24 protein-coding genes and 1 tRNA gene are annotated in these 23724 nt (G+C 72.0%); 14 read left to right on the top strand and 11 right to left on the bottom strand.

The window, feature by feature from the left end:
* The first annotated feature begins 6 nt into the window (after positions 1–6).
* From nagA to STRAU_RS26530, 3 genes are all read left to right on the top strand, one after another.
* Complete coding sequence (nagA, locus tag STRAU_RS26540) at positions 7–1155, top strand: N-acetylglucosamine-6-phosphate deacetylase (protein ID WP_016643479.1); 1149 nt, start codon at positions 7–9, stop codon at positions 1153–1155.
* 110 nt (positions 1156–1265) lie between these two features.
* Positions 1266–2201, top strand: a complete 936-nt coding sequence (locus tag STRAU_RS26535; protein WP_016643478.1) for a 1-phosphofructokinase family hexose kinase — start codon at positions 1266–1268, stop codon at positions 2199–2201.
* Positions 2202–2272: 71 nt separating this feature from the next.
* Positions 2273–3121 (top strand): class II fructose-bisphosphate aldolase, encoded by an 849-nt coding sequence (locus STRAU_RS26530; protein ID WP_016643477.1) that lies wholly within the window; start codon positions 2273–2275, stop codon positions 3119–3121.
* Positions 3122–3186: 65 nt separating this feature from the next.
* Here the strand turns inward: STRAU_RS26530 and STRAU_RS26525 are convergent, their stop codons facing one another.
* Positions 3187–4221, bottom strand: coding sequence for a CBM35 domain-containing protein (locus tag STRAU_RS26525; RefSeq protein WP_016643476.1), 1035 nt, complete (start codon positions 4219–4221; stop codon positions 3187–3189).
* Positions 4222–4388: 167 nt separating this feature from the next.
* Positions 4389–6065 carry a diguanylate cyclase CdgB gene (gene cdgB, locus STRAU_RS26520; RefSeq protein WP_016643474.1) on the bottom strand — a complete coding sequence of 559 codons (1677 nt, stop codon included), beginning with the start codon at positions 6063–6065 and terminating at the stop codon, positions 4389–4391.
* Positions 6066–6427: 362 nt separating this feature from the next.
* Between cdgB and STRAU_RS26515 the strand changes: the two genes are divergently transcribed.
* Positions 6428–7000: a flavin reductase family protein gene (locus tag STRAU_RS26515; protein WP_106968051.1), complete on the top strand. Its 573-nt coding sequence runs from the start codon at positions 6428–6430 to the stop codon at positions 6998–7000.
* Positions 7001–7029: 29 nt separating this feature from the next.
* On the opposite strand, the gene arfB is transcribed toward STRAU_RS26515, so the two are convergent.
* Positions 7030–7473 carry an alternative ribosome rescue aminoacyl-tRNA hydrolase ArfB gene (gene arfB / locus STRAU_RS26510; RefSeq protein ID WP_016643472.1) on the bottom strand — a complete coding sequence of 148 codons (444 nt, stop codon included), beginning with the start codon at positions 7471–7473 and terminating at the stop codon, positions 7030–7032.
* A 251-nt stretch (positions 7474–7724) separates the two neighbouring features.
* On the opposite strand from arfB, the gene STRAU_RS26505 reads away from it, so the two are divergent.
* On the top strand, positions 7725–8300 hold the full coding sequence (locus STRAU_RS26505; RefSeq protein ID WP_016643471.1) for a TerD family protein: 576 nt from the start codon (positions 7725–7727) through the stop codon (positions 8298–8300).
* Positions 8301–8388: 88 nt separating this feature from the next.
* On the opposite strand, the gene STRAU_RS26500 is transcribed toward STRAU_RS26505, so the two are convergent.
* Positions 8389–9870, bottom strand: a complete 1482-nt coding sequence (locus tag STRAU_RS26500; RefSeq protein ID WP_016643469.1) for a M1 family metallopeptidase — start codon at positions 9868–9870, stop codon at positions 8389–8391.
* Positions 9871–9882: 12 nt separating this feature from the next.
* Here STRAU_RS26500 and STRAU_RS26495 point away from each other — a divergent pair, with 12 nt between their 5' ends.
* From STRAU_RS26495 to STRAU_RS26480, 4 genes are all read left to right on the top strand, one after another.
* The gene (locus STRAU_RS26495) at positions 9883–10428 is read left to right on the top strand and encodes a hypothetical protein (RefSeq protein ID WP_016643470.1); all 546 of its coding nucleotides are present in this window, start codon (positions 9883–9885) and stop codon (positions 10426–10428) included.
* A gap of 102 nt (positions 10429–10530) precedes the next feature.
* Positions 10531–11784: an NAD(P)-binding protein gene (locus tag STRAU_RS26490; RefSeq protein ID WP_052029287.1), complete on the top strand. Its 1254-nt coding sequence runs from the start codon at positions 10531–10533 to the stop codon at positions 11782–11784.
* A gap of 103 nt (positions 11785–11887) precedes the next feature.
* Positions 11888–12922 carry an alcohol dehydrogenase catalytic domain-containing protein gene (locus STRAU_RS26485; protein ID WP_016643467.1) on the top strand — a complete coding sequence of 345 codons (1035 nt, stop codon included), beginning with the start codon at positions 11888–11890 and terminating at the stop codon, positions 12920–12922.
* An 84-nt stretch (positions 12923–13006) separates the two neighbouring features.
* Positions 13007–14296 carry a GNAT family N-acetyltransferase gene (locus STRAU_RS26480; protein WP_016643466.1) on the top strand — a complete coding sequence of 430 codons (1290 nt, stop codon included), beginning with the start codon at positions 13007–13009 and terminating at the stop codon, positions 14294–14296.
* Between the two features lie 61 nt (positions 14297–14357).
* Here STRAU_RS26480 and STRAU_RS26475 read toward each other — a convergent pair whose 3' ends face one another.
* The 3 genes from STRAU_RS26475 to STRAU_RS39200 all read right to left on the bottom strand — a co-directional run bounded on the left by STRAU_RS26475 (position 14358) and on the right by STRAU_RS39200 (position 16767).
* Positions 14358–14834, bottom strand: coding sequence for a GNAT family N-acetyltransferase (locus tag STRAU_RS26475; RefSeq protein ID WP_016643465.1), 477 nt, complete (start codon positions 14832–14834; stop codon positions 14358–14360).
* A 62-nt stretch (positions 14835–14896) separates the two neighbouring features.
* On the bottom strand, positions 14897–15835 hold the full coding sequence (locus STRAU_RS26470) for an aminoglycoside phosphotransferase family protein (protein WP_052029284.1): 939 nt from the start codon (positions 15833–15835) through the stop codon (positions 14897–14899).
* A 95-nt stretch (positions 15836–15930) separates the two neighbouring features.
* Entirely contained in the window at positions 15931–16767 is an 837-nt protein-coding gene (locus STRAU_RS39200; RefSeq protein WP_016643462.1) for a DsbA family protein, read from the bottom strand.
* 58 nt (positions 16768–16825) lie between these two features.
* Here STRAU_RS39200 and STRAU_RS26460 point away from each other — a divergent pair, with 58 nt between their 5' ends.
* Positions 16826–18226, top strand: a complete 1401-nt coding sequence (locus tag STRAU_RS26460; protein WP_016643464.1) for an NAD(P)/FAD-dependent oxidoreductase — start codon at positions 16826–16828, stop codon at positions 18224–18226.
* A gap of 61 nt (positions 18227–18287) precedes the next feature.
* Here the strand turns inward: STRAU_RS26460 and STRAU_RS44735 are convergent, their stop codons facing one another.
* The 3 genes from STRAU_RS44735 to STRAU_RS26450 all read right to left on the bottom strand — a co-directional run bounded on the left by STRAU_RS44735 (position 18288) and on the right by STRAU_RS26450 (position 19407).
* Positions 18288–18383 carry a YceI family protein gene (locus STRAU_RS44735; RefSeq protein WP_016643461.1) on the bottom strand — a complete coding sequence of 32 codons (96 nt, stop codon included), beginning with the start codon at positions 18381–18383 and terminating at the stop codon, positions 18288–18290.
* A 40-nt stretch (positions 18384–18423) separates the two neighbouring features.
* Positions 18424–18819, bottom strand: coding sequence for a YceI family protein (locus STRAU_RS26455; RefSeq protein WP_016643460.1), 396 nt, complete (start codon positions 18817–18819; stop codon positions 18424–18426).
* A gap of 114 nt (positions 18820–18933) precedes the next feature.
* A complete protein-coding gene (locus STRAU_RS26450; RefSeq protein ID WP_016643459.1) occupies positions 18934–19407 on the bottom strand; it encodes a carboxymuconolactone decarboxylase family protein in 474 nt (157 codons plus the stop codon).
* A 155-nt stretch (positions 19408–19562) separates the two neighbouring features.
* Here STRAU_RS26450 and sigJ point away from each other — a divergent pair, with 155 nt between their 5' ends.
* Complete coding sequence (gene sigJ / locus STRAU_RS26445; protein WP_016643458.1) at positions 19563–20561, top strand: RNA polymerase sigma factor SigJ; 999 nt, start codon at positions 19563–19565, stop codon at positions 20559–20561.
* A gap of 82 nt (positions 20562–20643) precedes the next feature.
* On the opposite strand, the gene STRAU_RS26440 is transcribed toward sigJ, so the two are convergent.
* Positions 20644–20717: transfer RNA gene (locus STRAU_RS26440), tRNA-Thr, on the bottom strand.
* A 222-nt stretch (positions 20718–20939) separates the two neighbouring features.
* Between STRAU_RS26440 and STRAU_RS26435 the strand changes: the two genes are divergently transcribed.
* The 3 genes from STRAU_RS26435 (at position 20940) to STRAU_RS26425 (ending at position 23645) form a co-directional block, all read left to right on the top strand.
* On the top strand, positions 20940–22076 hold the full coding sequence (locus STRAU_RS26435; protein ID WP_016643457.1) for an ABC transporter ATP-binding protein: 1137 nt from the start codon (positions 20940–20942) through the stop codon (positions 22074–22076).
* 243 nt (positions 22077–22319) lie between these two features.
* A complete protein-coding gene (locus tag STRAU_RS26430) occupies positions 22320–22778 on the top strand; it encodes a hypothetical protein (RefSeq protein ID WP_016643456.1) in 459 nt (152 codons plus the stop codon).
* Positions 22779–22910: 132 nt separating this feature from the next.
* Entirely contained in the window at positions 22911–23645 is a 735-nt protein-coding gene (locus STRAU_RS26425; RefSeq protein WP_016643455.1) for a nucleotidyltransferase family protein, read from the top strand.
* The last annotated feature ends 79 nt before the right edge of the window (positions 23646–23724 follow it).

Genomic DNA, 23724 nt, shown 5'->3' with positions numbered 1-23724 from the left:
CACCTGATGGCCACTAGCAAGGTTCTCGCCGGTGCTCAGGTGGTACTGCCCACCGGGACCGTCCCAGGCGGCCGCGTGATCGTCACCGAGGGCGGCCGCATCGCGGGGAGCGCGCCCGCGGACCCCGAAGCGATCGAGACGATCGACCTGACCGGCCACTGGCTGGTCCCCGGCTTCGTCGACGTGCACAACCACGGCGGCGGCGGCGCATCCTTCACCAGCGGCACGGCCGAGGACATCCTGCGCGGCGTACAGACGCACCGCCTGCACGGCACCACGACGGTCGTGGCCTCGACGGTCACCGGCGAGATGGACGTTCTCGCGCAGCGCGCGGGCCTGCTCTCCGAGATCGCCGAGCAGGGCGACATCGCCGGCATCCACTTCGAGGGCCCCTTCATCTCCCCGTGCCGCAAGGGCGCCCACAGCGAGGCCCTGCTGCGCGACCCGGACCCGGCGGAGGTCCGCAAGCTCGTCGACGCGGCCCGCGGCCAGGCCCGCATGGTCACCCTCGCCACCGAACTCCCCGGCGGCATCGACTCCGTACGCCTGCTCGCCGAGCACGGCGTGATCGCGGCGATCGGCCACACCGACGCCACGTACGAGCAGACGAAGGCCGCCATCGACGCGGGCGCCACCGTCGCCACGCACCTCTACAACGCGATGCCCGGCCTCGGCCACCGCGCCCCCGGCCCCATCGCCGCCCTCCTGGAGGACGAGCGGATCACCGTCGAGCTGATCAACGACGGCACGCATCTGCACCCGGCCGCCTTCGAGCTGGCCTTCCACCACGCGGGCGCGGGCCGCGTCGCCCTCATCACGGACGCGATGGACGCGGCGGGCTTCGGCGACGGCACCTATCTGCTCGGCCCGCTGGAGGTCGAGGTGAAGGAGGGCGTCGCGCGGCTCACGGAGGGCGGCTCGATCGCCGGCTCGACGCTGACCATGGACCGCGCGTTCAAGCGCTCGGTGACCGTCGACAAGCTGCCCGTCGAGGACGTCGTCGCGGCGATCTCCGCGAACCCGGCCAAGCTCCTCGGCATGTACGACCGGATCGGCTCGCTGGAGCCCGGCAAGGACGCCGACATCGTGGTCCTGGACGCGGAGTTCACGCTCAAGGGCGTGATGCGCAAGGGCGATTGGGTCATCGAACCTTAATTCACCCGATACCCGAGGCGGTTGGTCCGAGGTCTGGGCCAACCGCCTTCTTTTTGGCATGATCAGGCCCCGAAAGCTGTACGTGGCACGCGCGGTCCGGGGGTGAAGCAGTGATCGTCACGGTCACGCTGAACGCCGCCCTGGACCTCACGTACAAGGTTCCCTCCCTCACCCCGCACGCCTCGCACCGCGTCACCGAAGTGACCGAACGCGCGGGCGGCAAGGGCCTGAACGTCGCCCGCGTGCTCGCCGCGCTCGGCCACGAGGTGACGGTGACCGGCTTCGCGGGCGGCGACACCGGCCGCACCCTGCGCGACCACCTCGCCCGCGTCCCCGGCGTCACGGACGGCCTGCGCGCCGTCGCCGGCGCCACCCGCCGCACCCTCGCCGTCGTGGACGCCCGCACCGGCGACACCACCCAGCTCAACGAGCCGGGCCCGACCGTCTCCCCCGCCGAGTGGGCCGGATTCGTCCTCTCCTACGAGGAGTTGCTGAGCGGCCCGGACGTGACGGCCGTGGCCCTGTGCGGCAGCCTGCCGCCCGGCGTGCCGGTGGGCGCGTACGCCCTGCTGATACGCGCCGCGCGCGCCGCCGCCGTGCCCGTGCTGCTCGACACCAGCGGCGAACCGCTGCGCCGCGGGGTCGCCGCCCGCCCCGACATCGTCAAGCCGAACGCCGACGAACTCGCCGAACTCACCGGCGCCCACGAACCCGCCCAGGCCACCCGCGACGCCCGCCGCCGCGGCGCCCACGCCGTCGTCGCCTCGCTCGGCGCCGAGGGCCTGCTCGCCCTCACCCCCGAGGGCACCTGGCGCGCCACCCCGCCCGGCCGCGTCCGCGGCAACCCGACCGGCGCGGGCGACTCGGCGGTCGCGGGCCTGCTCTCCGGCCTCGTCCGCCATCTGTCCTGGCCGGACCGGCTGAGCCGCGCGGTGGCTCTGTCGGCGGCGACGGTCGCGGCTCCGGCGGCGGGCGAGTTCGACGCGGCGGTGTACGAGGACGTGCTGCCGAAGGTCGCCGTGACGGGGAAGCCGTCGGCGGCGTGAGGGCGGGGTACGGCGGGGCTCAGGCGTAGCACAACGGGCCGTCACGGGCCCAGGAATGGGGATGGGTCAGCATGCCACTCACCACCACCGGCGAACTCGTCGCACGGGCGGCCGCGGAAGGGCGCGGCGTCGCGGCCTTCAACGTCATCACGCTGGAGCACGCGGAGGCCATCGCGCTGGGCGCGGAGCGCGCGGGCACCGCGGCGGTCCTCCAGATATCCGAGAACGCCGTCAAGTTCCACGGCGGCCGCCTCGCCGCGATCGCCGCGGCGGCCACCGCCGTCGCCCGCGCCTCCTCCGCCCCCCTCTCCCTCCACCTCGACCACGTCACGGACCCCGAGCTGCTGCGCGCCGCGCACGCGGAGGGCTTCAGCTCGGTGATGTTCGACGCGTCGAAGCTGAGTTACGCCGACAACGTCAAGGAGACCGCCGAGGCGGTGCGTTGGGGCCACGAGCGCGGCATCTGGATCGAGGCGGAGCTGGGCGAGGTGGGCGGCAAGGCCGGCGAGGCCCCCCTGGACGCGCACGCCCCCGGCGCCCGCACGGACCCCGCCGAGGCGGCCGCCTACGTCGCCGACACCGGCATCGACGCCCTGGCCGTGGCCGTCGGCTCCTCCCACGCGATGACGGAGCGCACGGCCACCCTGGACCACGACTTGATCCGCTCCCTGCGCCAGGCCGTGCCCGTCCCCCTGGTCCTGCACGGCTCAAGCGGCGTACCCGACCCGGAGATCCGCCAGGCCGTCGCCTCCGGCATGACAAAGATCAACGTGGGCACGGCCCTGAACACGGCGTTCACGGGCGAGGTGCGGGAGTACCTCGCGACGCATGCGACCGGGGTCGACCCCCGCAAATACCTGACCCCGGCCAGAGAGGCGATGGCCGGGGTGACGGAGTCGTTCCTGCGGCTCGTGGTTTAAGCCCGTCCGGCGTTTGAGGACGCGGCAGCCCCCTGGTTACGGGAAGGGGCGGGGTTGGGGAGAACTCACTCCTTGACGTGGCCCGCCTTCAACCACACCCGATCAAGCACAGCCTCACACTCGTCCCCCGCCTGGCAGGACACAGAGATCGTATTCGTGCCCTTGTTGAGCTGGACGAAGGCGAACGTCTTCGTCCACCCCTTGTCCCAGGCACCTTCCTTCGCCCCGGTGAAGTTGTCCATGTTGAGCTTCCGCCCGGAAGGGGTCCCGTTGATGCCGAGCGTGGTCTCGGCGGCCTTGCCCGGCACGGAGTACCCCACGAAGACGGTGTAGGCGCCGCTCTTGGGGATCCCGTCGACGTTCCAGGTCACCTGCGCGCCGGGCTTGTCGAGCCCGGCCACGTACACGCCGCCGGCGGACTTGGCCCCCTCGATGTCGGACGCGGTGGTGGTGCCGCCCTCCAGCTTGAGCGCCTTGGCGTCGGTCTTGGGCAGCTCGGCGTCGGGCTTCTTGCCGTCGTCGCCCTTGGAGGCGGTGGGGCTCGGCTCCTCGGGGGCGGACTGGTTCTGGGACGGACCCGCCTGGTCCTTGTCGTCGCCCCCGTCGCCCCCGCCGAACATCATCGCGGCCCCGATGCCGAGGGACACGACGGCGACGACGGCGATGGCGCCGATCAGCAGGCCCTTGGTGTTGGGCCCCCGCCCGCGCCCCCCGCCGCTCCCGGCTCCGGCGTGCGTGCCGGGCGCACCGGGCCCGCCCGCGTGCCGCATGGGCGCGGTGACGCCGTGCTGTGCCTCCGGCGCGGCGTAGTGGGCGTTGGGTTGCCCGGGCGCCTGCCGCGGCGCCTGGGCGGGCGGCGGGTAGCCGTACGCCGGGGCCTGGCCCTGGGCGTGACCCTGCTGGCCCTGCTGCCCGTACTGCCGCTCGCCGACCGCGCGCACGTGGTTGTACGAGGACCGCGGCCCCGGGTAGCCGTACCCGCCGCCCCCGGAGGGCGGTGTCGCGCCGGCCGCCTGGCCGTCCGCGTACAGGTAGCCGAACGGGTCGTCATCGCCCTCTGGCGCGCGCGGCGTGTGCTCGCCGTTATTGCCGGGCGTCATTCGCAGGTCACTCCCTCGCATCGCGGATGCGGCGAGCCTACCCGCTTCGGGTGACCGCCCAAGGTGACCTTGACAGCATCACGTACAACAACACGGACAACATCACAGACACCGCCACTGACGCCACCACAGGCGCCATCAGGGGCGACAGCGTGCGGAGTTGGCCCTCACCCGGCCCGCCGGTGCTGCTTGGCACGGGAACGTTTCTCGACGTACATCCGCTGATCCGCGGAATGCAACACTTCGTCCGCGGACATCCCGCAATGTGCCCATCCGATGCCGAAGCTGGCGCCCACGCGCACGGCGCGGCCGTCCACCCGGATCGGCGGGATGATCGCGTTCCGCAGCCGCACCGCGAGGTCCTGCGCGTCGGCCCGGCCGAGCCCGTCCGCGAGCACCACGAACTCGTCGCCGCCGAGCCGCGCCACCGTGTCGCCGTCCCGGACGCCGTTGGTCAGGCGCCGGGCGACCTCGATGAGGACGGCGTCACCGGTGTGGTGCCCGAAGCGGTCGTTGATCGACTTGAAGCCGTCGAGGTCGCAGAAGAGGACGGCGAGCCCCTTGGTGCCGTCGTCCGGGTCGGCCTCCTCGGGCGGGGCGACCGTGTGCACGTGGTGGTCGTAGCCGTCGCCGTGCATCCCGGTGTGTCCGCCCATGACCGGGCCGTGGCCGTTCCCGGAGGCGTGGCCGGGCGCGTAAAGACCGCTGTTGTCGTACGCCGCGTCCAGCGAGTCCACCGTGGACGGCTGCCCGGCGTGCGGCCTGCGGCAGAGGCGGGCGCTGAGCCGGGCGCGCAGCTCGGCGGAGTTCGGAAGGCCGGTCAGCGAGTCGTGCGAGGCGCGGTGCGCGAGCTGCAGCTCGCGCCGCTTGCGCTCCTCGATGTCCTCGACGTGCGTGAGCAGAAACCGGGGCCCGTCCGCGGCGTCGGCGACGACCGAGTTCCGCAGCGAGACCCAGACGTACGTCCCGTCCCTGCGCCCGAACCGCAGCTCGGCCCGCCCGCCCTCGGCCGACGTCCGCAGCAGCGTCCCGATGTCCTCGGGGTGGACGAGGTCGGAGAAGGAGTAGCGCCGCATCGCGGAGGCCGGGCGGCCGAGGAGGCGGCACAGCGCGTCATTGGTGCGCAGGATGCGCCCGTGCTGGTCGCCGCCCATCTCGGCGATGGCCATGCCGCTGGGCGCGTACTCGAACGCCTGCCGGAAGCTCTCCTCGCTGGCCCGCAGCGCCTGCTGCTCGCGCTCCAGGCGGACCAGGGCGCGCTGCATGTTGGCGCGCAGGCGTGCGTTGCTGATGGCGATGGCGGCCTGGAAGGCGTACATCTGGAGGGCTTCGCGCCCCCACGCGCCGGGCCTGCGCCCGTTGCGCGGGCGGTCCACGGAGATCACGCCGATCAGCTCGCCGCCCGACGCCCCGGTCGCGTACATGGGCGCGAAGAGCCGGTCGGAGGGGTGCCACTCGTCCTCGAAGCGGGGCTCGGGTCCTTCCGTGTACCACTGCGGCACGTCGTCCTCGTCGAGGACCCAGCCCTCCGTGTACGGGATGAAGCGCAGGGCGCCCCACGCCTCGCCCATGGCCAGGCGGCGCTCCCAGGACTCACGGGAGCCGACCCGGCCGGTGATCAGGGCCTCGGCGGCCGGGTTGCCCGCGAAGGCGGCGACGACGAGATCGCCGTCCGGGCGCACGAGATTGACGCACGCCAGCTCATAGCCAAGGCCGTTGACCACGCCGTCGGCGACGGTCTGCAGCGTGTCCGCGAGGCTGCGGGCCGTGTTGAGGTCCGCAACCACCTGATGGAGCTGCCGCAGGGTCGCAAGACGGACGTACGGCTCCGACTCGGTCTCCATGCTCGCTCTCCCCGAGACCTCGACAGCAACTCCAGGATCCGCAGCGTCCTCTGTGTCCTCGCTGAGGCTCCCCGCCTGCACGCTTCGTCGCGCTCGGCGCTGGTGTGCCATCAGCTTTTCTGTGTCTGTCCGATTGCCACGGTCACTGAATCACAGCGAGCTGCCCACTCGGTACACAGGGTCAACAAAATATGGGCCCTGTGACTCAAGTCACAGGTGAGAGGTCCGATTTGAGACCGGGAGTTGAGCCCGATTTGAGCTAGTGGACCTAGGTCTCGCCCTAGGACCGGCCTCGGCCCGGGGGCCGATGCGGAACGCTCGGGTCCGCGGCTAGCGTCGAGAGCGTGGCTGCCGACCTGACCATGAACACCCAGACCCTGTCCACCCCTCGCCCGGCGGGGGTTCATCCTGTGGGAGTGAGCAACGAAGAGTTCCGCGCCGCCATGTCCCGCCTGGCCGCGGGCGTGGTCCTGGTGACGGCCCACGAACCCCCGCTGGACCCGGACGACCCGAACGCCCCCGGCGGCGAGGACGTCGGCATGACGGCGACGGCCTTCCTCTCCGTCTCGCTGGACCCGCCGCTGGTCATGGTCAGCCTGCGCGAGGGCTCCCGCATGGACGACCTGCTCGCGGAGCAGCCGCTGTGGGCGGTGTCGGTCCTGTCCGAGAGCCAGCGCCACGTCGCGGGCCGCTTCGCCATGAAGGGCCGCATCAGCGACCGTCTGCTCTTCGACGACATCCCGTACGTACGCGGGGACACCTCCGGCGCCCCGCTGGTGGGCGGCGCGCTCGCGACCCTCGAGTGCCGCACGGAACAGACCGTGACGGCGGGTGACCACACGCTCGTGATCGGCCGCGTCCTGACGGCGGAACTGCCGAGCGCGGACGGGGGGCCGCTGATGTACTTCAAGGGCCGCTACCGGCAGCTGGGCTAGCGGCGCCGCGCCGACCCACCGGACAGGCCCTAGCCCCAGTCCTTGCCCGACCGGCCCTGCTTGGTCTCCCCGCGCCGTTTCTTCTCCCGCAGCCGCCGCTCGTTGATCCCGCGCGGAATGCGGGTGGCGCGGCGCGGCTTGGGCGGCGGGGCGGTGGCCTCGGCGAGCAGGGCGGCGAGGCGGGTGGCCGCCATCTCCCTGTTCCGCCACTGCGACCGGTGCTCGCTCGCCCGGACGCTGATGACGCCGTCCACGAGCCGGGACGCGAGCCGCTCGAGGGCCCGCTCCTTCCACACCTCGGGCAGCGCCTGCGTCCCCGCGAGGTCGAAGCGCACCTCGGCCTGCGAGTCACTGGTGTTGACGTGCTGCCCGCCGGGCCCGGAGGACCGCGAGAAACGCCACATCAGCTCGGCCTCGGGCAGCGAGACGGAGCCACGGATGACGTAAGGGCGGTGACCGGACATGTGCACCATGGTCCCGTGCCGGGGCCCGCACGTCACCCTCTTTTCAGCACAGGAGCGCAGGCCGGACAGCCACCGGCGCCCTTCCGCGCCTCCGTCGCGCCCGCGAGTAAAGAACGTAAAGAGAGTGCCCGGCATGTGGAACCTTCGATACCCCCCTCGGCGTTCATAGGGGTGTCGGTAGCTTCGTGCCAGCATGAAGCCCGCACAGTACGCAGGCAGTACTCGGTTGTACTCACGCAACTAGGAAGGGACTCCCAACAATGGCTGTAAGCCTGTCCAAGGGCGGCAACGTCTCGCTCACCAAGGAGGCACCGGGCCTGACCGCCGTCACGGTCGGCCTCGGCTGGGACGTCCGCACCACCACGGGCACCGACTTCGACCTGGACGCCTCCGCCATCGCGGTGAACCCCCAGGGCAAGGTCTTCTCGGACGCCCACTTCGTCTTCTTCAACAACAAGGCGACGCCGGACCAGACCATCGTCCACACCGGTGACAACGTCACCGGCCAGGGCGAGGGCGACGACGAGCAGATCAACGTCAACCTCGCGGGCCTCCCCGCCGACGTCGAGAAGATCGTCTTCCCGGTCTCGATCTACGACGCCGAGAACCGCTCGCAGAACTTCGGCCAGGTCCGCAACGCGTTCATCCGCATCGTGAACCAGGCCGGCGGCACCGAGATCGCCCGGTACGACCTGTCGGAGGACGCCGCCACCGAGACCGCCATGGTCTTCGGCGAGCTGTACCGCAGCGGCGCCGAGTGGAAGTTCCGCGCCGTCGGCCAGGGCTATGCCTCGGGCCTCGTCGGCATCGCGCAGGACTTCGGCGTCAACGTCTGAGTCCCGCAGGACAAGTGACGGGCCCCGACCGGGCACACCGGTCGGGGCCCGTCCCCGCTCCGTGGACGTGCCGTGGGCCTCCGTGGGCCTATGGGTTCTCCGGCTTCCCGTCCCCGTAGAGCCAGTCCGCCCACACCTGCTTCAGCTCCTCGCGCGACTCGTCGTCGCCCGCGTGCTTCTCGACGTACTCCGTGAAGTCCTTCGTGTTCGCGTTGCCGTGCCGGTGGGACTTCGCCCAGCCCTGGACGATGTCGTAGAAGGTGTCGTCGCCGACCGTCTCGCGGATCTTGTGGATCACCATCGCGCCCCGGTCGTACACCGGATCGTCCGAGATGCGCGCCGCGTCCGGCTGCCGCGCGGGCGGGAAGTCCCAGATGGCTTCGTTGTCCTCCTCGGTTTCGTAGTAGTCCCCCTCGTACAGCGCGTCGAAGGTGTCCTGGGCGCTGTCGCCGCCGTTGTCCTCCTCCCACAGCCACTCCGCGTAGGTCGCGAAACCCTCGTTGAGCCACATGTCCTGCCATGTCTTCGGCGTGACCGAGTTGCCGAACCACTGGTGGGCCAGCTCGTGGACGAGGGTCGACGTGTCGGCGTCGGAGACGGGGAACACCGGCTTGGTCTGGGTCTCCAGGGCATAGCCCAGGTTCACCCGGTCGTCGACGATCGCGCCGGTCGAGGAGAAGGGGTAGGCACCGAAGTTGAGTTCCGCCCAGTCCATGATCTCGGGGATCTTCGCCAGGACCTTCGCCGTCTTCTTGTACTTGTCCTCCGGCATCGTCGGGTCGATCGCCGTGAACACCGGGATGCCGGACTCCGACTTCGACGTCATCGACTTCTTCGTGTCGTACGCGCCGATCGCCACCGTCGCCAGATAGCCGGCCATGGGCTCGGCGTTGTGCCAGGCGAACGTGGTGCGGCCGTTCGTCGTGGTCTCGTTCGTCAACTCGCCGTTGGAAATGGCCTTCAGGCCCTTGGGCACGGTGATCCGTATGTCGTACGCGGCCTTGTCGCTCGGGTGGTTGCTGCCCGGGAACCACGCCATCGAGCCCGCCGGCTCGCCGACGGCGAGCGCGCTCTGCTCCCCCTTCAGCCAGCCTTCCTTGGAACCGTCCGCGTCGGTGACCGTCTGCGGTGTGCCGGAGTAGCGGACGGTCGCGCGGAACGTCTCGCCCCGGTCGAGGTCGTCGCGCGGGCGCACGGTCAGCTCGTCGCCCTCCCGGCTGAAGCGGGCCTCCTTGCCCTCGACGGTGACCTCCTCGACCTGAAGGCCCTTGAGGTCGAGGTTGAAGGCGCTGAGGTTCTTGGTGGCGCGGGCCGTGATCTCCGCCGTGCCGGTGAGGTGGCGGGACTCGGGGTCGTAGCCGAGGGTCAGGCCGTAGTGCGCCACGTCGTATCCCCCGTTGCCGAGCTTCGGGAAGAACGGGTCGCGGACCCCCGCGGCGCCGGGGGTGCCGTCCGCTCCGCCGCCGGTGCAGGCGGTGAGCGCGGTGAGGGTCAGGGCGGCCAGGGCGGCGGGCGCGGTGCGGCGGGCGCGGGGCCCCCTGGTCAGAGGGGCGGTGGCTCGGTAGTTCACCTCCGTGATCCTATGGCCACCGCCCTGCGGGGCTCCTGGCGTGGCACCATCGGGCGCGTGCTCGATATTGGTTACGCCCTTTCCCGCCGTTTTCCGGACCCGCCGCAGCTGGACTATCGCGAAGCGGACGCCCGCGCGCTGCGGCACGACCTGTTCTGCGGGGATGTGTATCTGGCGGACACCAAGGCGGACCGGGAGCTGGGTACGGCGTGGGGGTGGGTGCCGGTGCTCGACTTCGCGTGGGCGCTGTGCGACATCGTGGAGGAGCTGGACAAGGATCCGCTGGGGAGCAGGGCGTCGCGGCCGCGGTATGCCGAGCTGGACTTCACGGAGTCGACGGACCGGATGCTGTTCGTGCGGCGGTTCGGGTGGGTGGACATCGAGGCCGACTGGATGAGGGCGGAGGAGGAGCCGCTCACGTTCTCGCACGGGGAGCTGCGGAAGGAAGCGCGGGACTTCCTGCACGACCTGCTGGCCGACCTCATCGACCTGCATGACGGGCTGGGGGCGAATCCGCTGATCTGGACGTTGCAGGCGCGGTATCCGCGGGTGGGCTGACGGACGTCGGCGTGGGGATGTCACATTCGGGCGGGGTCGGTCCGTCGTACACGGTGACTGCGTTCCCGTGCCCGCGAGGGTCGACCGAAACGGAGGCCGTCCATGGCCCACGCCACCCGAGCAAACCACTCCCCCGGCCGTCCGGGGCCCCACGTCACCGTGGTCGGCGGCGGCTTCGCCGGGCTGACCGCCGCGATCACGGCCGCCGAGGCCGGGGCGCGGGTCACGTTGTACGAGTCGCATCACACCCTCGGCGGCCGGGCGCGCACGGCCGAAGGGCCGTACAGGACCAATGAGGGGCCGCACGCGCTGTACAACGGCGGGCCGCACTGGACGTGGCTGAAGCAGCGCGGGCTGATCGGGGACCTCGCGCCGATCCCGCCGATCGAAGGCACCCGGCTGCGCCTCCACCACCATGGCCGGCTCCGCCGTACCCCGCCCTTCGCGATGCTGAAGCTGCTGCGGCGCTCTCCCGAACAGGCGCCGGTGGACGTGGACTTCGCGACCTGGGCCGGCGCGCAGGTGGGAGAGGAGGGCGCGCGGGCCGCGGCGCACTACTCGGCGGTGGCGTTGTTCCACCACGACCCCGGCTCGCTGTCGGCGCGGTTCGTGCACACGCGGCTGCGCCGGGCGACGAAGTTCCCGCCGGAGGCGCACTATCCGGTGGGCGGCTGGGGCGCGCTCATCGACCGGATGGCGGGCATGGCGTGGAACCTGGGGGTGCGGATGGAGACGCTCACGCGGATCGACGACATCGGGGAGTTCGCGGCCCGGGGCCCGGTCGTCGTGGCGACGTCGCTCGACGCGGCGCGCCACCTCCTCGGGGACGACACGCTGCGCTGGGAGAGCGGACGTACGACGCTGGTCGATGTGGCGGTGCGGACCAGGCGCGGGGACCTGTTCGCGCTGTCGGACCTGGACGGCACCGGATGGATCGAGCGGTTCACCACACAGGACCGGACGCTCGCGCCCGCGGGTGAGCAGCTCATCCAGGCCCAGATCCCGATCGGCCCGGGCGAGTCCAAGGCGGACGGGGTCGCCCGCGCCGAGCGGCTGCTGGACCTCGGTTTCCGGGACTGGCGGGAGCGCGTGACGTGGCGGCGGGCCGCCGTGGCCAACGGCCGCACGGGGGCGCTCGACCGCCCCGGCACCACGTGGCGGGACCGGCCGGCGGTGGACCGCGGGGACGGCGTGTATCTCGCGGGCGATCAGGTGGCGGCGCCCGGGCTGCTGTCGGAGGTGTCGTTCAACAGCGCGATGGAGGCGGTGACGCTGGCGTTGACGGGCAAGGGCGGGTTGGCGGGAGCGGGCGGGCCGGACGACGGCACGCCGTGGGTTGACCTCAAGTCTGCTTGAGGTTGAAGAGTGGCGAAAGTCAGCGGTCCGGACGGACCCGCCCCGGCACACGCGGGCGGTCCGGACGGACCCGCCCCGGTGCACGCGTCAGCAGGGAGCCCTCATGCACGCCATCCGCCTCCACGCCTTCGGCCCCGCCGAGAACCTCACGTACGAGACGGTCGAGGATCCGCGTCCCGCGGCGGGGCAGGTGCGTATCGCCGTCGCCGCGGCGGGCGTTCACCTGGTCGACACGGCGATCCGCCGGGGCGAGAAGGGGCCGCTGCCGGAGTTGCCGACGCTGCCGACGATCCCCGGCCGCGAGGTCGCGGGAACCGTCGAGTCGGTGGGCGAGGGAGTGTCCGCCGGCTGGCTCGGCAAGCGTGTCGTCGCGCACATCGGCCTCGTGCCCGGCGGGTACGCCGAGCTGACGGTCGTCGACGCGGCCCGGCTGCACGAGCTTCCCGAGCGGGCCGAGGGCCCCGACGGACCGGAGGGGATGGACTTCGCGGAGGCGGTGGCGCTGATCGGGACGGGCCGTACGGCGATGGGCGTCCTGGGGTTCGTGGAGCTGGACGCGCGGTCGGTGGTGGCGATTCCGGCGGCGGCGGGCGGGATCGGGACGCTGCTCGTGCAGTACGCGAAGCATGTGGGGGCCACGGTGGTGGGGCTCGCGGGCGGGGCCGCGAAGGTGGCGCGGGTGCGGGGGTACGGGGCGGATCTCGCCGTGGACTACCGGCAGGCGGGGTGGCTGGACGAGGTGCGGGGGTTCCTCAAGGGGCTCGGGGACGGGGGGCGGTCCCTGACGGCTGTTCTCGACGGGGTGGGTGGTGACACGGGGCGGGCGCTCGTGGGGTTGCTGGGGCACGGCGGTACGCATGTGACGTTCGGGTGGTCGGAGCAGAAGGGGCCCGCGGTGCTGGGCGAGGACGAGCTTGCCGCTCGGGGGATCTCGCAGGTCAGTCCGTTGGGCCCGGCCATGTTGGCGAAGGCCGGCGGGGAGAACCCGCTGCGGGTGCTGGAGCTCGCGGCGCTGCGGGCGTACGCCGGGGGGTACTTCACGCCCGCCGTGCAGCGGTTTCCGCTGGCGGAGGCCGCCTCGGCGCACGCCGCGCTCGAGTCGCGCGGGACTTACGGGAAGGTGGTCCTCGTCCCGTAGGGAGTCGCCCCCGCCCCCTACGCAACAGCGGCCAATGGCGAAAATCAGGTGCTCGGGCGGGATACGGGAATTAGCGTCCGTTATATGGACTCCGCACCCTCGGCCACCCCCCTCGCCTCCTCCCTCCTCTCCATCCGCCCCCTCCCCGAGACCGACATCGACCGTGCCCTCGATCTGGCGTACCTCGTCTTTCACGACACGCCCGAGGACGAGAAGCGCAAACACCACCGCGACCTGCTCCTCGGCTGTCACCGGATCGGCGCGTACGACGGGGACGCGCTGGTCGGCGTGCTCGTCGCGTTCCCGTTCACCGTCTCCGTGCCCGGCGGCGAACTCCCCTGCCCCAGCCTGACGTTCGTCTCCGTGGCGCCGACGCACCGCCGTCGCGGCGTGCTCTCCGGGATGATCGCGAAGCTGTACGAGAAGTGCGTGGCGGACGGCCACCCGCTGGCCGCGCTGTGGGCCTCCGAGGACGCGATCTACGGCCGCTTCGGCTTCGGTCCCGCCACCTACGGCAACACCGTGGAGATCAACTCCGAGCGTCCGCTGGCCCTGCGCCTCACCCCGGACGACGGCCCCCTGCGCCTCGTCGACCCGGCGGAGGCCCCGGCCCTCCTCGGCGGGTACTACGACCGCACCCGCGCCCACCGCGCGGGCCGCATCGCCCGCAGTGAGGCGTGGTGGAGCGAGGAGTGGCTGGTCACGGAGGACGAGGAGGACGACGAGCTGTCGCCGCCGCGCGTCGTCGTCCTGGGCGCCCGCCCCGAGGCCGGCCGGCCCGGCGGCACCCCCGACATCACCGGCTACGCCGTCTACCGCACCAAGACCCGCGACGACACCTCCGGGCTCGTCCGCCTCGACGAGCTGGAGGCCGACACCCCGGGGGCCGCCGCCGCCCTGTGGCGCTACCTCGCCGGCATCGACCTCACGGGCGTGATCCGCGCCTGGGGCCGCCCCGTGGACGACCCGCTGCTCCTGTTCGCGGCGGACCGCGACCAGGTGCGGGTGACGGGCCACTTCCCGGCGCTGCGGCTGCGGCTCGTGGACGTACGCGCCGCGCTCCTCGCCCGCTCCTGGGCCGCGCCCGCCGACCTCGTCCTGGAGGTCACGGACGCCCACCTCCCCGCCAACGAGGGCCGCTTCCGCCTCACGGTGAACGGACAGGACGCGACGTACACGACGTACGAGCGCACGAGCGACCCCGCCGACCTCGCCATCGACGTACGCGACCTCGCCTCCGCCTACCTCGGCGGCACGCCGGTCACCTCGGTGGTCCGGGCGGGCCTGGCCACGGAGCACACCCCGGGCGCGGCGGCCACGCTGGACGCGGCCCTGCGCACGGAGCATCTCCCGCACACCGTGGACGAGTTCTAGAACCCTCGCTCCAGAGTTCCGGCCCACATAAGCCGGCGGGGCGCCCGCCGACGCGGCGCCGTCACCGCGCGCCGAGCTCGGCCAGCGCCCCGTCGGTCAGCCGGTACACCGTCCACTCGTCCTGCGGCCGCGCCCCCATCGCCTCGTAGAACGCGATGGACGGCGCGTTCCAGTTGAGGACGGACCACTCCAGGCGCTCGTAGCCGCGCTCGACGCAGATGCGGGCCAGCTCCCGCAGCAGCGCCTTGCCGTGCCCGCCGCCGCGCGCCTCGGGACGTACGTACAGATCCTCCAGGTAGATGCCGTGCACACCCCGCCACGTGGAGAAGTTCAGGAACCACAGGGAGAACCCGACGGGCCGGCCCGTCGCGTCGTCCACGGCGATGTGGGCGTACGCGGCGGGCCGCTCGCCGAACAACGCGTCGTGCAGCTGGGCCTCGGTCGCGCGCGCCTCGTGCGGCTCCTTCTCGTACTCGGCGAGCTCACGGACCAGGGTGTGGATGAGGGAGACGTCGTCGGGTGTGGCGGTACGAATCATGAGCGCAGCAAGCCACAGGCCGCGGCGGCGGGTCAACACCGGCCGGGACGCGCCTCAGCGCCTCAGCGCCCCAGCAGCCGCCGGGCCACCTCCAGATGGTCCGGCGGCAGCGGCCGCCCGTCCGGGATGTCCCAGAGCGCGTTCTGCAGCACCCGCCCCAGCGTCCAGGCCCGCGCCCGCTCCCGGTCGAGGCCGAGCACCTCGGTCATCGCGTCGAAGCGCCACAGCACCTCGTCCGCCTCGAAGAGGTTGTCGAGCGCGGGCCACAGGTCGAAGCCGGGGTCGCCGGCGAGGGGCTTGGGGTCGATGGCGAGCCACGGCTCGCGGTCGGCGGCGAGAACGTTGTCGAAGTGCAGGTCCCAGTGCAGCATCCGGTCGCCGGGCTCGCCCACGACCTCGCGCACGGCGTCCGCGCACCGCGCGATCAGGGCCCGCTCGGCGGGGTCGCGGAGGGCCTTCAGGGCGGCCGGGGTGTCGTCGAGCATCCGGCCCGCGATGTCGCCGAGGGTCCGCATGCCGGGCGGGGCGGGCACGGCGGTGAGGCGGGCGAGGAGTTCGGCGACGACGACGACCGCCTTGCGGGTCTCGGCGCGGCCCGCCTTGGCGTACGTGGACAACTCCTGGCCGTCCCGGGCGCGTTCCAGCAGCATCGTGCCGGTCGCGGCGTCGTGGTCGAGCAGCCGCACCGCGCCGTCGCCGTTCCAGATCCGCAGGCCGACCGGCTCGCTCTCGGTCTCCTCGTCGAGGACCTGGAACTTCACCACGGCGGCGCTCCCGTCGGCCCGCCGCACGGGCAGCACGAGCGCCGCCATGCCGTACCTGGAATCCCCGACGACCTCCAGCTCCCAGCGGTCGACGAACTCCGCGACGCGGGCGGGCAGCGCGGCGATGAAGGCGCGGCCCGCCTCGCCCGCGTACAGGTGCTGGGACTGGACCAGCTCTTCCGGAACCTTGATGTCGATCACGCGGGTGACGCTACTCAGGCGCCCCCGCCACCACATGCGATTTATCCCGGAACCCACAAGGTTCCGGACACCACTTATGTCGGACACCGCTCATGCCGGACAGGTCACCCTGGGCCGGACAGGCCACCGCTTCAGGAAATCCCGGCGTCCTTCAGGACCTTCTTGAAGTCACCCTCGCTGTACAGCGATTCGGAGGGCGCCTTCTCCCCGTCGACGACGACGGTCGGCGTCCCGCTGATGCCGTCCTTCCCGAACGCCTCCATGGCGGTGCCGACCCAGCTCTTGTACGTGCCGTTGTTCACCGCCTTCTTGAAGGCGGCGTCGCGCAGGCCGACCGTGTCGGCGATCTTCAGCAGGAAGGCGGGCGTGAACGCGTCCTCGCTCTCCTCCGGCTGGTTGGTGAAGACCGCGGAGTGGAACTGCGGGAACTTGCCCGCCTCCACGGCGGCCCGCAGGGCGTTCGCGGCGTTCACCGAGCCGCTGCCGCCGAAGTTCTTGTCGAGGAACGAGGCGATCGTGTACTCGACCTTCACGTCACCGGCGGACAGCGGCCCCACCAGCGCCTGCGCGCCGCCCTCCTCGAACTTCTTGCAGAACGGGCAGCGCGGGTCCTCGTACACCTTGACGGTGTGCTTGGCGGACGGCTTGCCGACCGTGATCACCCCGCCCTTCACCGCGGCGGGCACCTTGGCCAACTGCCCGGCGGAGACCGGCGGGACCTTCGCCTCCGGGACGGCCTCCGGGGAGGCTGAGGGCGTGGCCCCTTCGGAGGCGGACCCCTCGGACGCGGCGCCCTCGGACGGGGAGTCCGACTCCAGCCGCCCCTCCGAGCCCCGGGACTCCGTCACCTTGCGGCTCGCCCCCTTGCCGTCGTCGGAGTCGTCCGAGTCACACGCGGCGACGGCGACGCCCAGCAGCGCCACGGCGGCCACCGACGCGACCACGCGCCCGGCCTTGCGTACGGCCATGAACAGTCCTCCCGAAAGGGTCCCGAAAAGCGGTCCCGAAAGCGTAACCTCCCGCCCCATGAGCAGCACGAACACCGTGAACGGCGGCATCTCCCACTGGTACGCCGACGACGGCCTCCCCACCGCCCGCGAACCCCTCCCCGGCGACACGACGGCCGACGTCTGCGTGGTCGGCGGCGGCTACACGGGCCTGTGGACCGCGTACTACCTGAAGAAGGCCGCGCCCTTCCTGCGCATCACGGTCCTGGAGCAGAAGTTCTGCGGCTACGGCGCCTCGGGCCGCAACGGCGGCTGGCTCTACAACGGCATCGCGGGCCGCGACCGCTACGCCCGCCTGCACGGCCACGAGGCCGCCGTCCGCCTCCAGCAGGCCATGAACGCCACCGTCGACGAGGTGATCCGGGCCGCCGGCGAAGAGGGCATCGACGCCGACATCCACCACGGCGGCGTCCTCGAAGTCGCCTACACCCCCGCCCAGTTGGCCCGCCTGAAGGACTTTCACGCGGCGGAACTCTCGTACGGCGAGAGCGACCGGACGCTGCACGGCGCCCGCGAGACCGCCGAGCGGATCCGCGTCGCCGGGGCCGTCGGCTCGTCCTGGACCCCGCACGGCGCCCGGCTGCACCCGGTGAAGCTCGTGAAGGGCCTGGCGGCGGCCGTGGCAGCGCTCGGCGTCACGATCCACGAGTCGACGCCGGTCACGGAGATCAAGCCCAAGCACGCCGTCACTCCGTACGGCACGGTCCGCGCCCCCTACGTGCTGCGCTGCACGGAGGGCTTCACGGCCGCGCTCAAGGGCCAGCGCCGCACCTGGCTGCCGATGAACTCCTCGATGATCGCCACCGCCCCGCTGCCCGCCGACGCCTGGGACACCATCGGCTGGGCGGGCCGCGAGACGCTCGGCGACATGGCGCACGCGTACATGTACGCGCAGCGGACCGCCGACGACCGCATCGCGCTCGGCGGCCGCGGGATGCCGTACCGCTTCGGCTCCAGGACGGACAACGACGGGCGTACGCAGGCGGCCACCGTCGAGGCGCTGCGCGAGATCCTGGTCCGGTTCTTCCCGCAGCTCACCGGCGTCCGGATCGACCACGCCTGGTCGGGCGTCCTGGGCGTGCCGCGCGACTGGTGCGCCACGGTCACCCTGGACCGCGCGACGGGCCTCGGCTGGGCGGGCGGCTATGTCGGCTCGGGCGTCGCCACCGCCAACCTCGCCGCCCGCACCCTGCGCGACCTGGTCCAGCGGGACTCCGGCCAGGCCGGCTCCACCGACCTCACCGCCCTGCCCTGGGTGAACCACCGGGTCCGCAAGTGGGAGCCGGAGCCGCTGCGGTGGCTCGGGGTGCACGGGATGTACGCCACGTACCGCGCGGCGGACCGCAAGGAGCTGACGTCCCACACGGCCGAGGCGCCGAGGCGGGCGCGCCTTGCGGACCGGCTGTCGGGGCGTGCCTGAGCCAGGGCCCGGAGAACCGAGAGCCCAGGGCCCGGAAAACTGAGGGCTCAGCGCCCGGGACTCAGGACTCCCGGATCGCGGCGACGTCGAACTCCAGCGTCACCTTCGGGCTGATCATGGCCGAGGTGCCGGCGTTCCAGTTCACGCCCCAGTCCATGCGGTCGATCGTGACGCTGCCCGTGAAGCCGACGTGCGCGTCACCGTGCGCGTCGGTCCCGCCGCCGGTCAGGCACCGAGCGGGCGACCCCGCGCACGACGAGGTCACCGGAGACCTTGTAGTGGGTCTCGTCGAGCTGCGCCACCGCGGTCGAGGTGAAGGTGAGGGTCGGATACTTGCCCGCCTCCAGGAACTTGCCGCGCAGCAGCTTGTCCCGCTGCCGGTTGCGGGTCTGGACGCTGTTCGCCTGGATCGTGAGCCATACGCCGGACTCCGACGGGCGGTCACCGTCCAGGTACGCGCCGCCCGTGAACACCTCGAACCGCCCGCGCACCCGGGTGGACATCGTGTGCCGGGCGACGAAGGCGATCCGGGTGCGGGCGGCGTCGAAGACGTAGTCGCCGGTCAGCTCACTGAGCTTGCTGATGGTGGACATGCTGGGCCACTCCTGGGGGTGGAAGGGCTGACGGGAACGGACGGGACGGACGGGAACGGCCCCGGGCGGAGGCCGGGCGCCGGGGCGGGCGCCCGGCCACCGCGGAGCCACAGGTCAGCCGAACTGGCCGGGCTGGTAGTCGCCCGCGGGCCGCGCCGTGATGACGTTCAGACGGTTGAAGGCGTTGATGACGGCGATGGACGTCAGCAGGGCGCCGAGCTCCTCCTCGTCGTAGTGCTTGGCGGCGTTCGCCCATGCCTCGTCGGTGACGCCGCCGGCCGCGTCGGCGATGCGGGTGCCCTGCTCGGCCAGCTCCAGGGCGGCGCGCTCGGCGTCGGTGAACACGGTGGCCTCGCGCCAGACCGCGACCAGGTTGAGGCGCACCTGGCTCTCCCCGGCCGCGGCGGCGTCCTTGGTGTGCATGTCGACGCAGAAGCCGCAGCCGTTGATCTGGCTGACGCGGAGCAGGACGAGTTCCCTCGTCGTGGGCGACAGCGTCGACTCCGCGACCGCCTTGCCCGCAGCGACCAGGTGCTTCAGGGACTTGCCCGAGACCGGGTTGGTGATGAAGTCGAGCCGGGTGTCCATGGTGATCTCCTCTTCTCGGGACGGGCCGCGTGTGCGCCCCACCCGGTACGACGAGACAGCCCTCCGGAATGTGAGGTGACGCGCCGACCTCACATTTCGGCGGGCTGTCTCGTCGTACGAGTGACGGCAGACGCAGCCAAGGGAGCGCCGACACCATGAACCACCCGAACCCGCCCGAACCGGTGGACAACGGACCCGCACCGGGCGTGAACGCCGATCCGGACCTGGGCGCCGACCCCGGCCTGGACGCCGTCCGGAGCGAACGCCGCCACCTGATCAACCTCGCGTACCGGCTCCTCGGCTCGCTGGCCGACGCCGAGGACGTCGTGCAGGAGGCGTACGTCCGCTGGTACGCCATGACCCCGCGGCAGCAGGAGGCGATCGATTCCCCGGGGGCCTGGCTGACGCGGGTCGCGGGCCGCATCTGCCTCGACCAGCTCCGCTCGGCGCGGGTCCGGCGCGAGAGCTATGTGGGCGAGTGGATCCCGGAGCCGCTGCCCGATCGCACGGAGTGGATGGACGGCGGGTTCGGCGGCAGGACGGCCGACCCGGTCGACCCGGCGGACCGCGTCACCCTCGACGAGTCGGTCAACATGGCCTTCCTCGTCGTGCTCGACTCGATGACCCCGGCCGAACGCGTCGCGTTCATCCTGCACGACGTCTTCCGCTACTCCTTCGCCGAAGTGGCCGACATCGTCGGCCGGACCCCGGCGGCGTGCCGCCAGCTGGCCTCCTCGGCCCGTCGCCGCATGCGCACCTCGCCCGCGCCGGCGGCCGCGCCGACTCCGGCGGCCCGGCGCGCCGATCTCGTCAGGGACTTCAAGCGGGCCTGGGAGGCCAAGGACATCGGCGCCCTCATCGGCCTCCTCGACCCGGACGCCTCGGCACTGGCCGACGGCGGCGGCCTGGCCGCCGCCGCGCCGCACCCCATCGCAGGCGGCGAGGAGATCGCGCACTACCTGGTCGGCCTCGCCGACAAGCTCACCGGCCAGACCCTCCTGGAACGCACGGTCAACGGCCAGCCCGGCCTGGTGATCCAGCAGGACGGCGTCACCGTCGCGGTGCTCGCGTTCGACTTCGCGGACGGCCACATCACGCGCCTCTGGGCGGTACGGAACCCGGAGAAGCTCCGCCCGTGGACGACGGGCTGCTGACGCGCTGAAGATCCGAAACGCCGGAGCCCGAAACGCGAAGGCCCGGGACACCTCTTCGGTGTCCCGGGCCTTCGTCGTCCGGAGCCCCCTGTCGGATTCGAACCGACGACCTTCGCTTTACAAGAGCGGCGCTCTGACCAACTGAGCTAAGGAGGCGCGCACGGGCCCGGCGGCGGGGCGTGCCCGTGAAGTGTAACCAACACGACCGGTCCCCCTGTCGAAAATTTCCTCGAAGGTGAGGAAGGTGATGACGCCTCGGCTACTGACAGACCAACGACCTGCGGGGTACGGTCACGGGCAGTTCACCCACGTGGACTAGACCCATCCTTTACTCGGATCGTCCGGCACGTTCCTGCCGGTGAAGGGGGCCCATTCACCATGGCCACTGTTTCGTTCGACAAGGCGACCCGGATCTACCCGGGTTCCGACAAGCCCGCCGTCGACTCTCTCGAGATCGAGATCGAGGACGGCGAATTCCTCGTCCTGGTCGGCCCGTCCGGCTGCGGCAAGTCCACGTCCCTGCGCATGCTCGCGGGCCTGGAGGACGTGAACGCCGGCGCCATCCGCATCGGTGAGCGCGACGTCACGCACCTGCCGCCCAAGGACCGGGACATCGCCATGGTGTTCCAGAACTACGCGCTCTACCCGCACATGTCGGTCGCCGCGAACATGGGCTTCGCACTCAAGATCGCGGGCGTGAGCAAGGACGTCATCCGGCAGAAGGTCGAGGAGGCCGCGAAGATCCTCGACCTCACGGAGTATCTGGACCGCAAGCCCAAGGCCCTCTCCGGCGGTCAGCGCCAGCGCGTGGCGATGGGCCGCGCGATCGTCCGTGAGCCGCAGGTCTTCCTCATGGACGAGCCGCTGTCCAACCTCGACGCCAAGCTCCGCGTCTCCACGCGTACGCAGATCGCGAGCCTCCAGCGCCGCCTCGGCATCACCACGGTGTACGTCACCCACGACCAGGTCGAGGCCATGACGATGGGCGACCGGGTCGCCGTGCTCAAGGACGGCCTGCTCCAGCAGGTCGACTCCCCGCGCAACATGTACGACCGGCCGAACAACCTCTTCGTCGCCGGGTTCATCGGCTCCCCCGCCATGAACCTCGTCGAGGTCCCGATCACCGACGGCGGCGTGAAGTTCGGCAACTCGGTGGTGCCGGTGAACCGCGAGGCGCTGTCCGCCGCGGCCGACAAGGGCGACCGCACCGTCACCGTCGGCGTCCGCCCGGAGCACTTCGACATCGTCGAGACCAACGGCGCGGCCGCGAAGTCCCTGTCGAAGGAGACCGAGGACGCCCCGGCGGGCCTCGCCGTGTCCGTGAACGTCGTCGAGGAGCTCGGCGCCGACGGCTACGTCTACGGCACCGCCGAGGTCAGCGGCGAGCCGAAGGACCTCGTGGTCCGCGTGAACGGCCGCCAGGTCCCGGAGAAGGGCGCCCAGCTGCACGTCGTGCCGCGGCCGGGCGAGACCCACGTCTTCTCGACGTCGACGGGCGAGCGCCTCAGCGACTGACCGCCGGACACCGGCTTCTTCCGTACGCCCCAAGGGCCCCGCACCCCGGTGCGGGGCCCTTGGGCGTGCGCCGAGAACTCGGGACGCGGCCCGCGCCGCCCAAGACCGTGTCGACAAATACCCCGGCACATCCGTCATTTCGATCTGCGTACGTCAACGCGCAAACAGCCAAACAACTTTCCTGGTCACCCGACCGGGTGACTAAATGTCGCCAAATCATCACCTGGCGCTACTCTCACTCGCGTGACGCACTCCGCCAACCACACCCAGAAGTCGCGCCGGGGCCACCGCGGCCCCGGCCGCCGCATCGGGCGCACGCTCGCCCTCGTCCTGCCCGTCGTCCTGGTGCTGTCCGGCACGCTCGCGGTCACTCGGGTCAACTGGTCCGGAAACCCCTCGGATTCGGTCCTGACCGCGTCCGCGGGCGACCTGTCCGCACCGGCCAAGTCCCGCGCCCCGCAGGACATCCTGCGCGACCGGCTGCTCCTGGAACTCCAGGAGGAGAACCCGGGCGCCGCCCTCACGCATCTCCAGCAGGAGGTCGACCGGCACCCGTCGCTCGCCAAGCACTGCGTGTCCATCGCCCGCGCCCTCGGCCGCGCCGCCGTCCGGGCGTACGGCCCGACCCGCGCCCAGTCCTATGCGCGCCCGGTCTGCGACACGGCCTTCGCCTCGGGCGTGGCCGCCCACCAGAACGGCTGATCCGGGCGTGGCCGAGCCCACCCGGGACGGCCACGCCGAGAAAGGAGCCGGCGCGGGGCAAGGGCCGGTAGGGGCCCGGCAGGGGCCGGGGCGGCGCTGAAGCCCGCCCCGTCCGCCGCGTAGGGTGCCGTCATGACCACCGGTGCCCACCATCCCGTACGGCCCACGCAGGCCGTCGTCCTGGCCGGCGGCCAGGGCTCACGCCTTCGCCCGTACACCGACGACCGGCCCAAGCCGATGGTCGAGATCCCCGGCACGGGGACCCCGATCATCGGCCACCAGCTCGCCTGGCTCGCCGCCGAGGGCGTCACGGACGCCGTCGTCTCCTGCGGCCACCTCGCCGAGGTGCTCCAGGAGTGGCTCGACTCCTCCGAGCTGCCGCTGAAGGTCACCACGGTCGTCGAGAAGGAGCCCCTCGGCCGCGGCGGCGGCCTCAAGTACGCCGCCGCGCACCTGCCGCACGCCGACCAGCCCTGGTACGCGACCAACGGCGACATCTGGACGCGCTTCTCGCTGCGCGACATGGCCGCCTTCCACGCCGAGCGCGACGCCACCGCCACGCTGGCCCTCGCCCGCCCCCGGATCCCCTGGGGCGCCGTGGAGACGGACGCCTTCGGCCACATCACGGACTTCATCGAGGCGCCGCCGTCGCCGTACCTCATCAACGCGGGCGTGTACGTCTTCTCGGCGTCCTTCACCGCCCTGCTGCCCGACCGCGGCGACCACGAGCGCACCACGTTCCCGCGCCTGGCCCGCGAGAAGCGCCTGGCCGGCTTCCCGCTGCCGCAGGGCGCGTACTGGCGCGCCATCGACACCGCCAAGGACCTCACGGAAGCGGCCAAGGAGCTCGCGGCCCAGGCCCGTTGACCGGCCTCGGCAGGTAGCTCGTACACATACGTACGTCGACGGGGCCCCGCACACGTGCTGTGTGCGGGGCCCCGTCGAC

It is taken from the genome of Streptomyces aurantiacus JA 4570 (genome assembly GCF_000414115.1).
Taxonomy (GTDB): domain Bacteria; phylum Actinomycetota; class Actinomycetes; order Streptomycetales; family Streptomycetaceae; genus Streptomyces; species Streptomyces aurantiacus_A.
The sequence above is the reverse complement of the archived record's forward strand: the minus strand, read 5'-3'. Positions and strand labels throughout refer to the sequence as shown.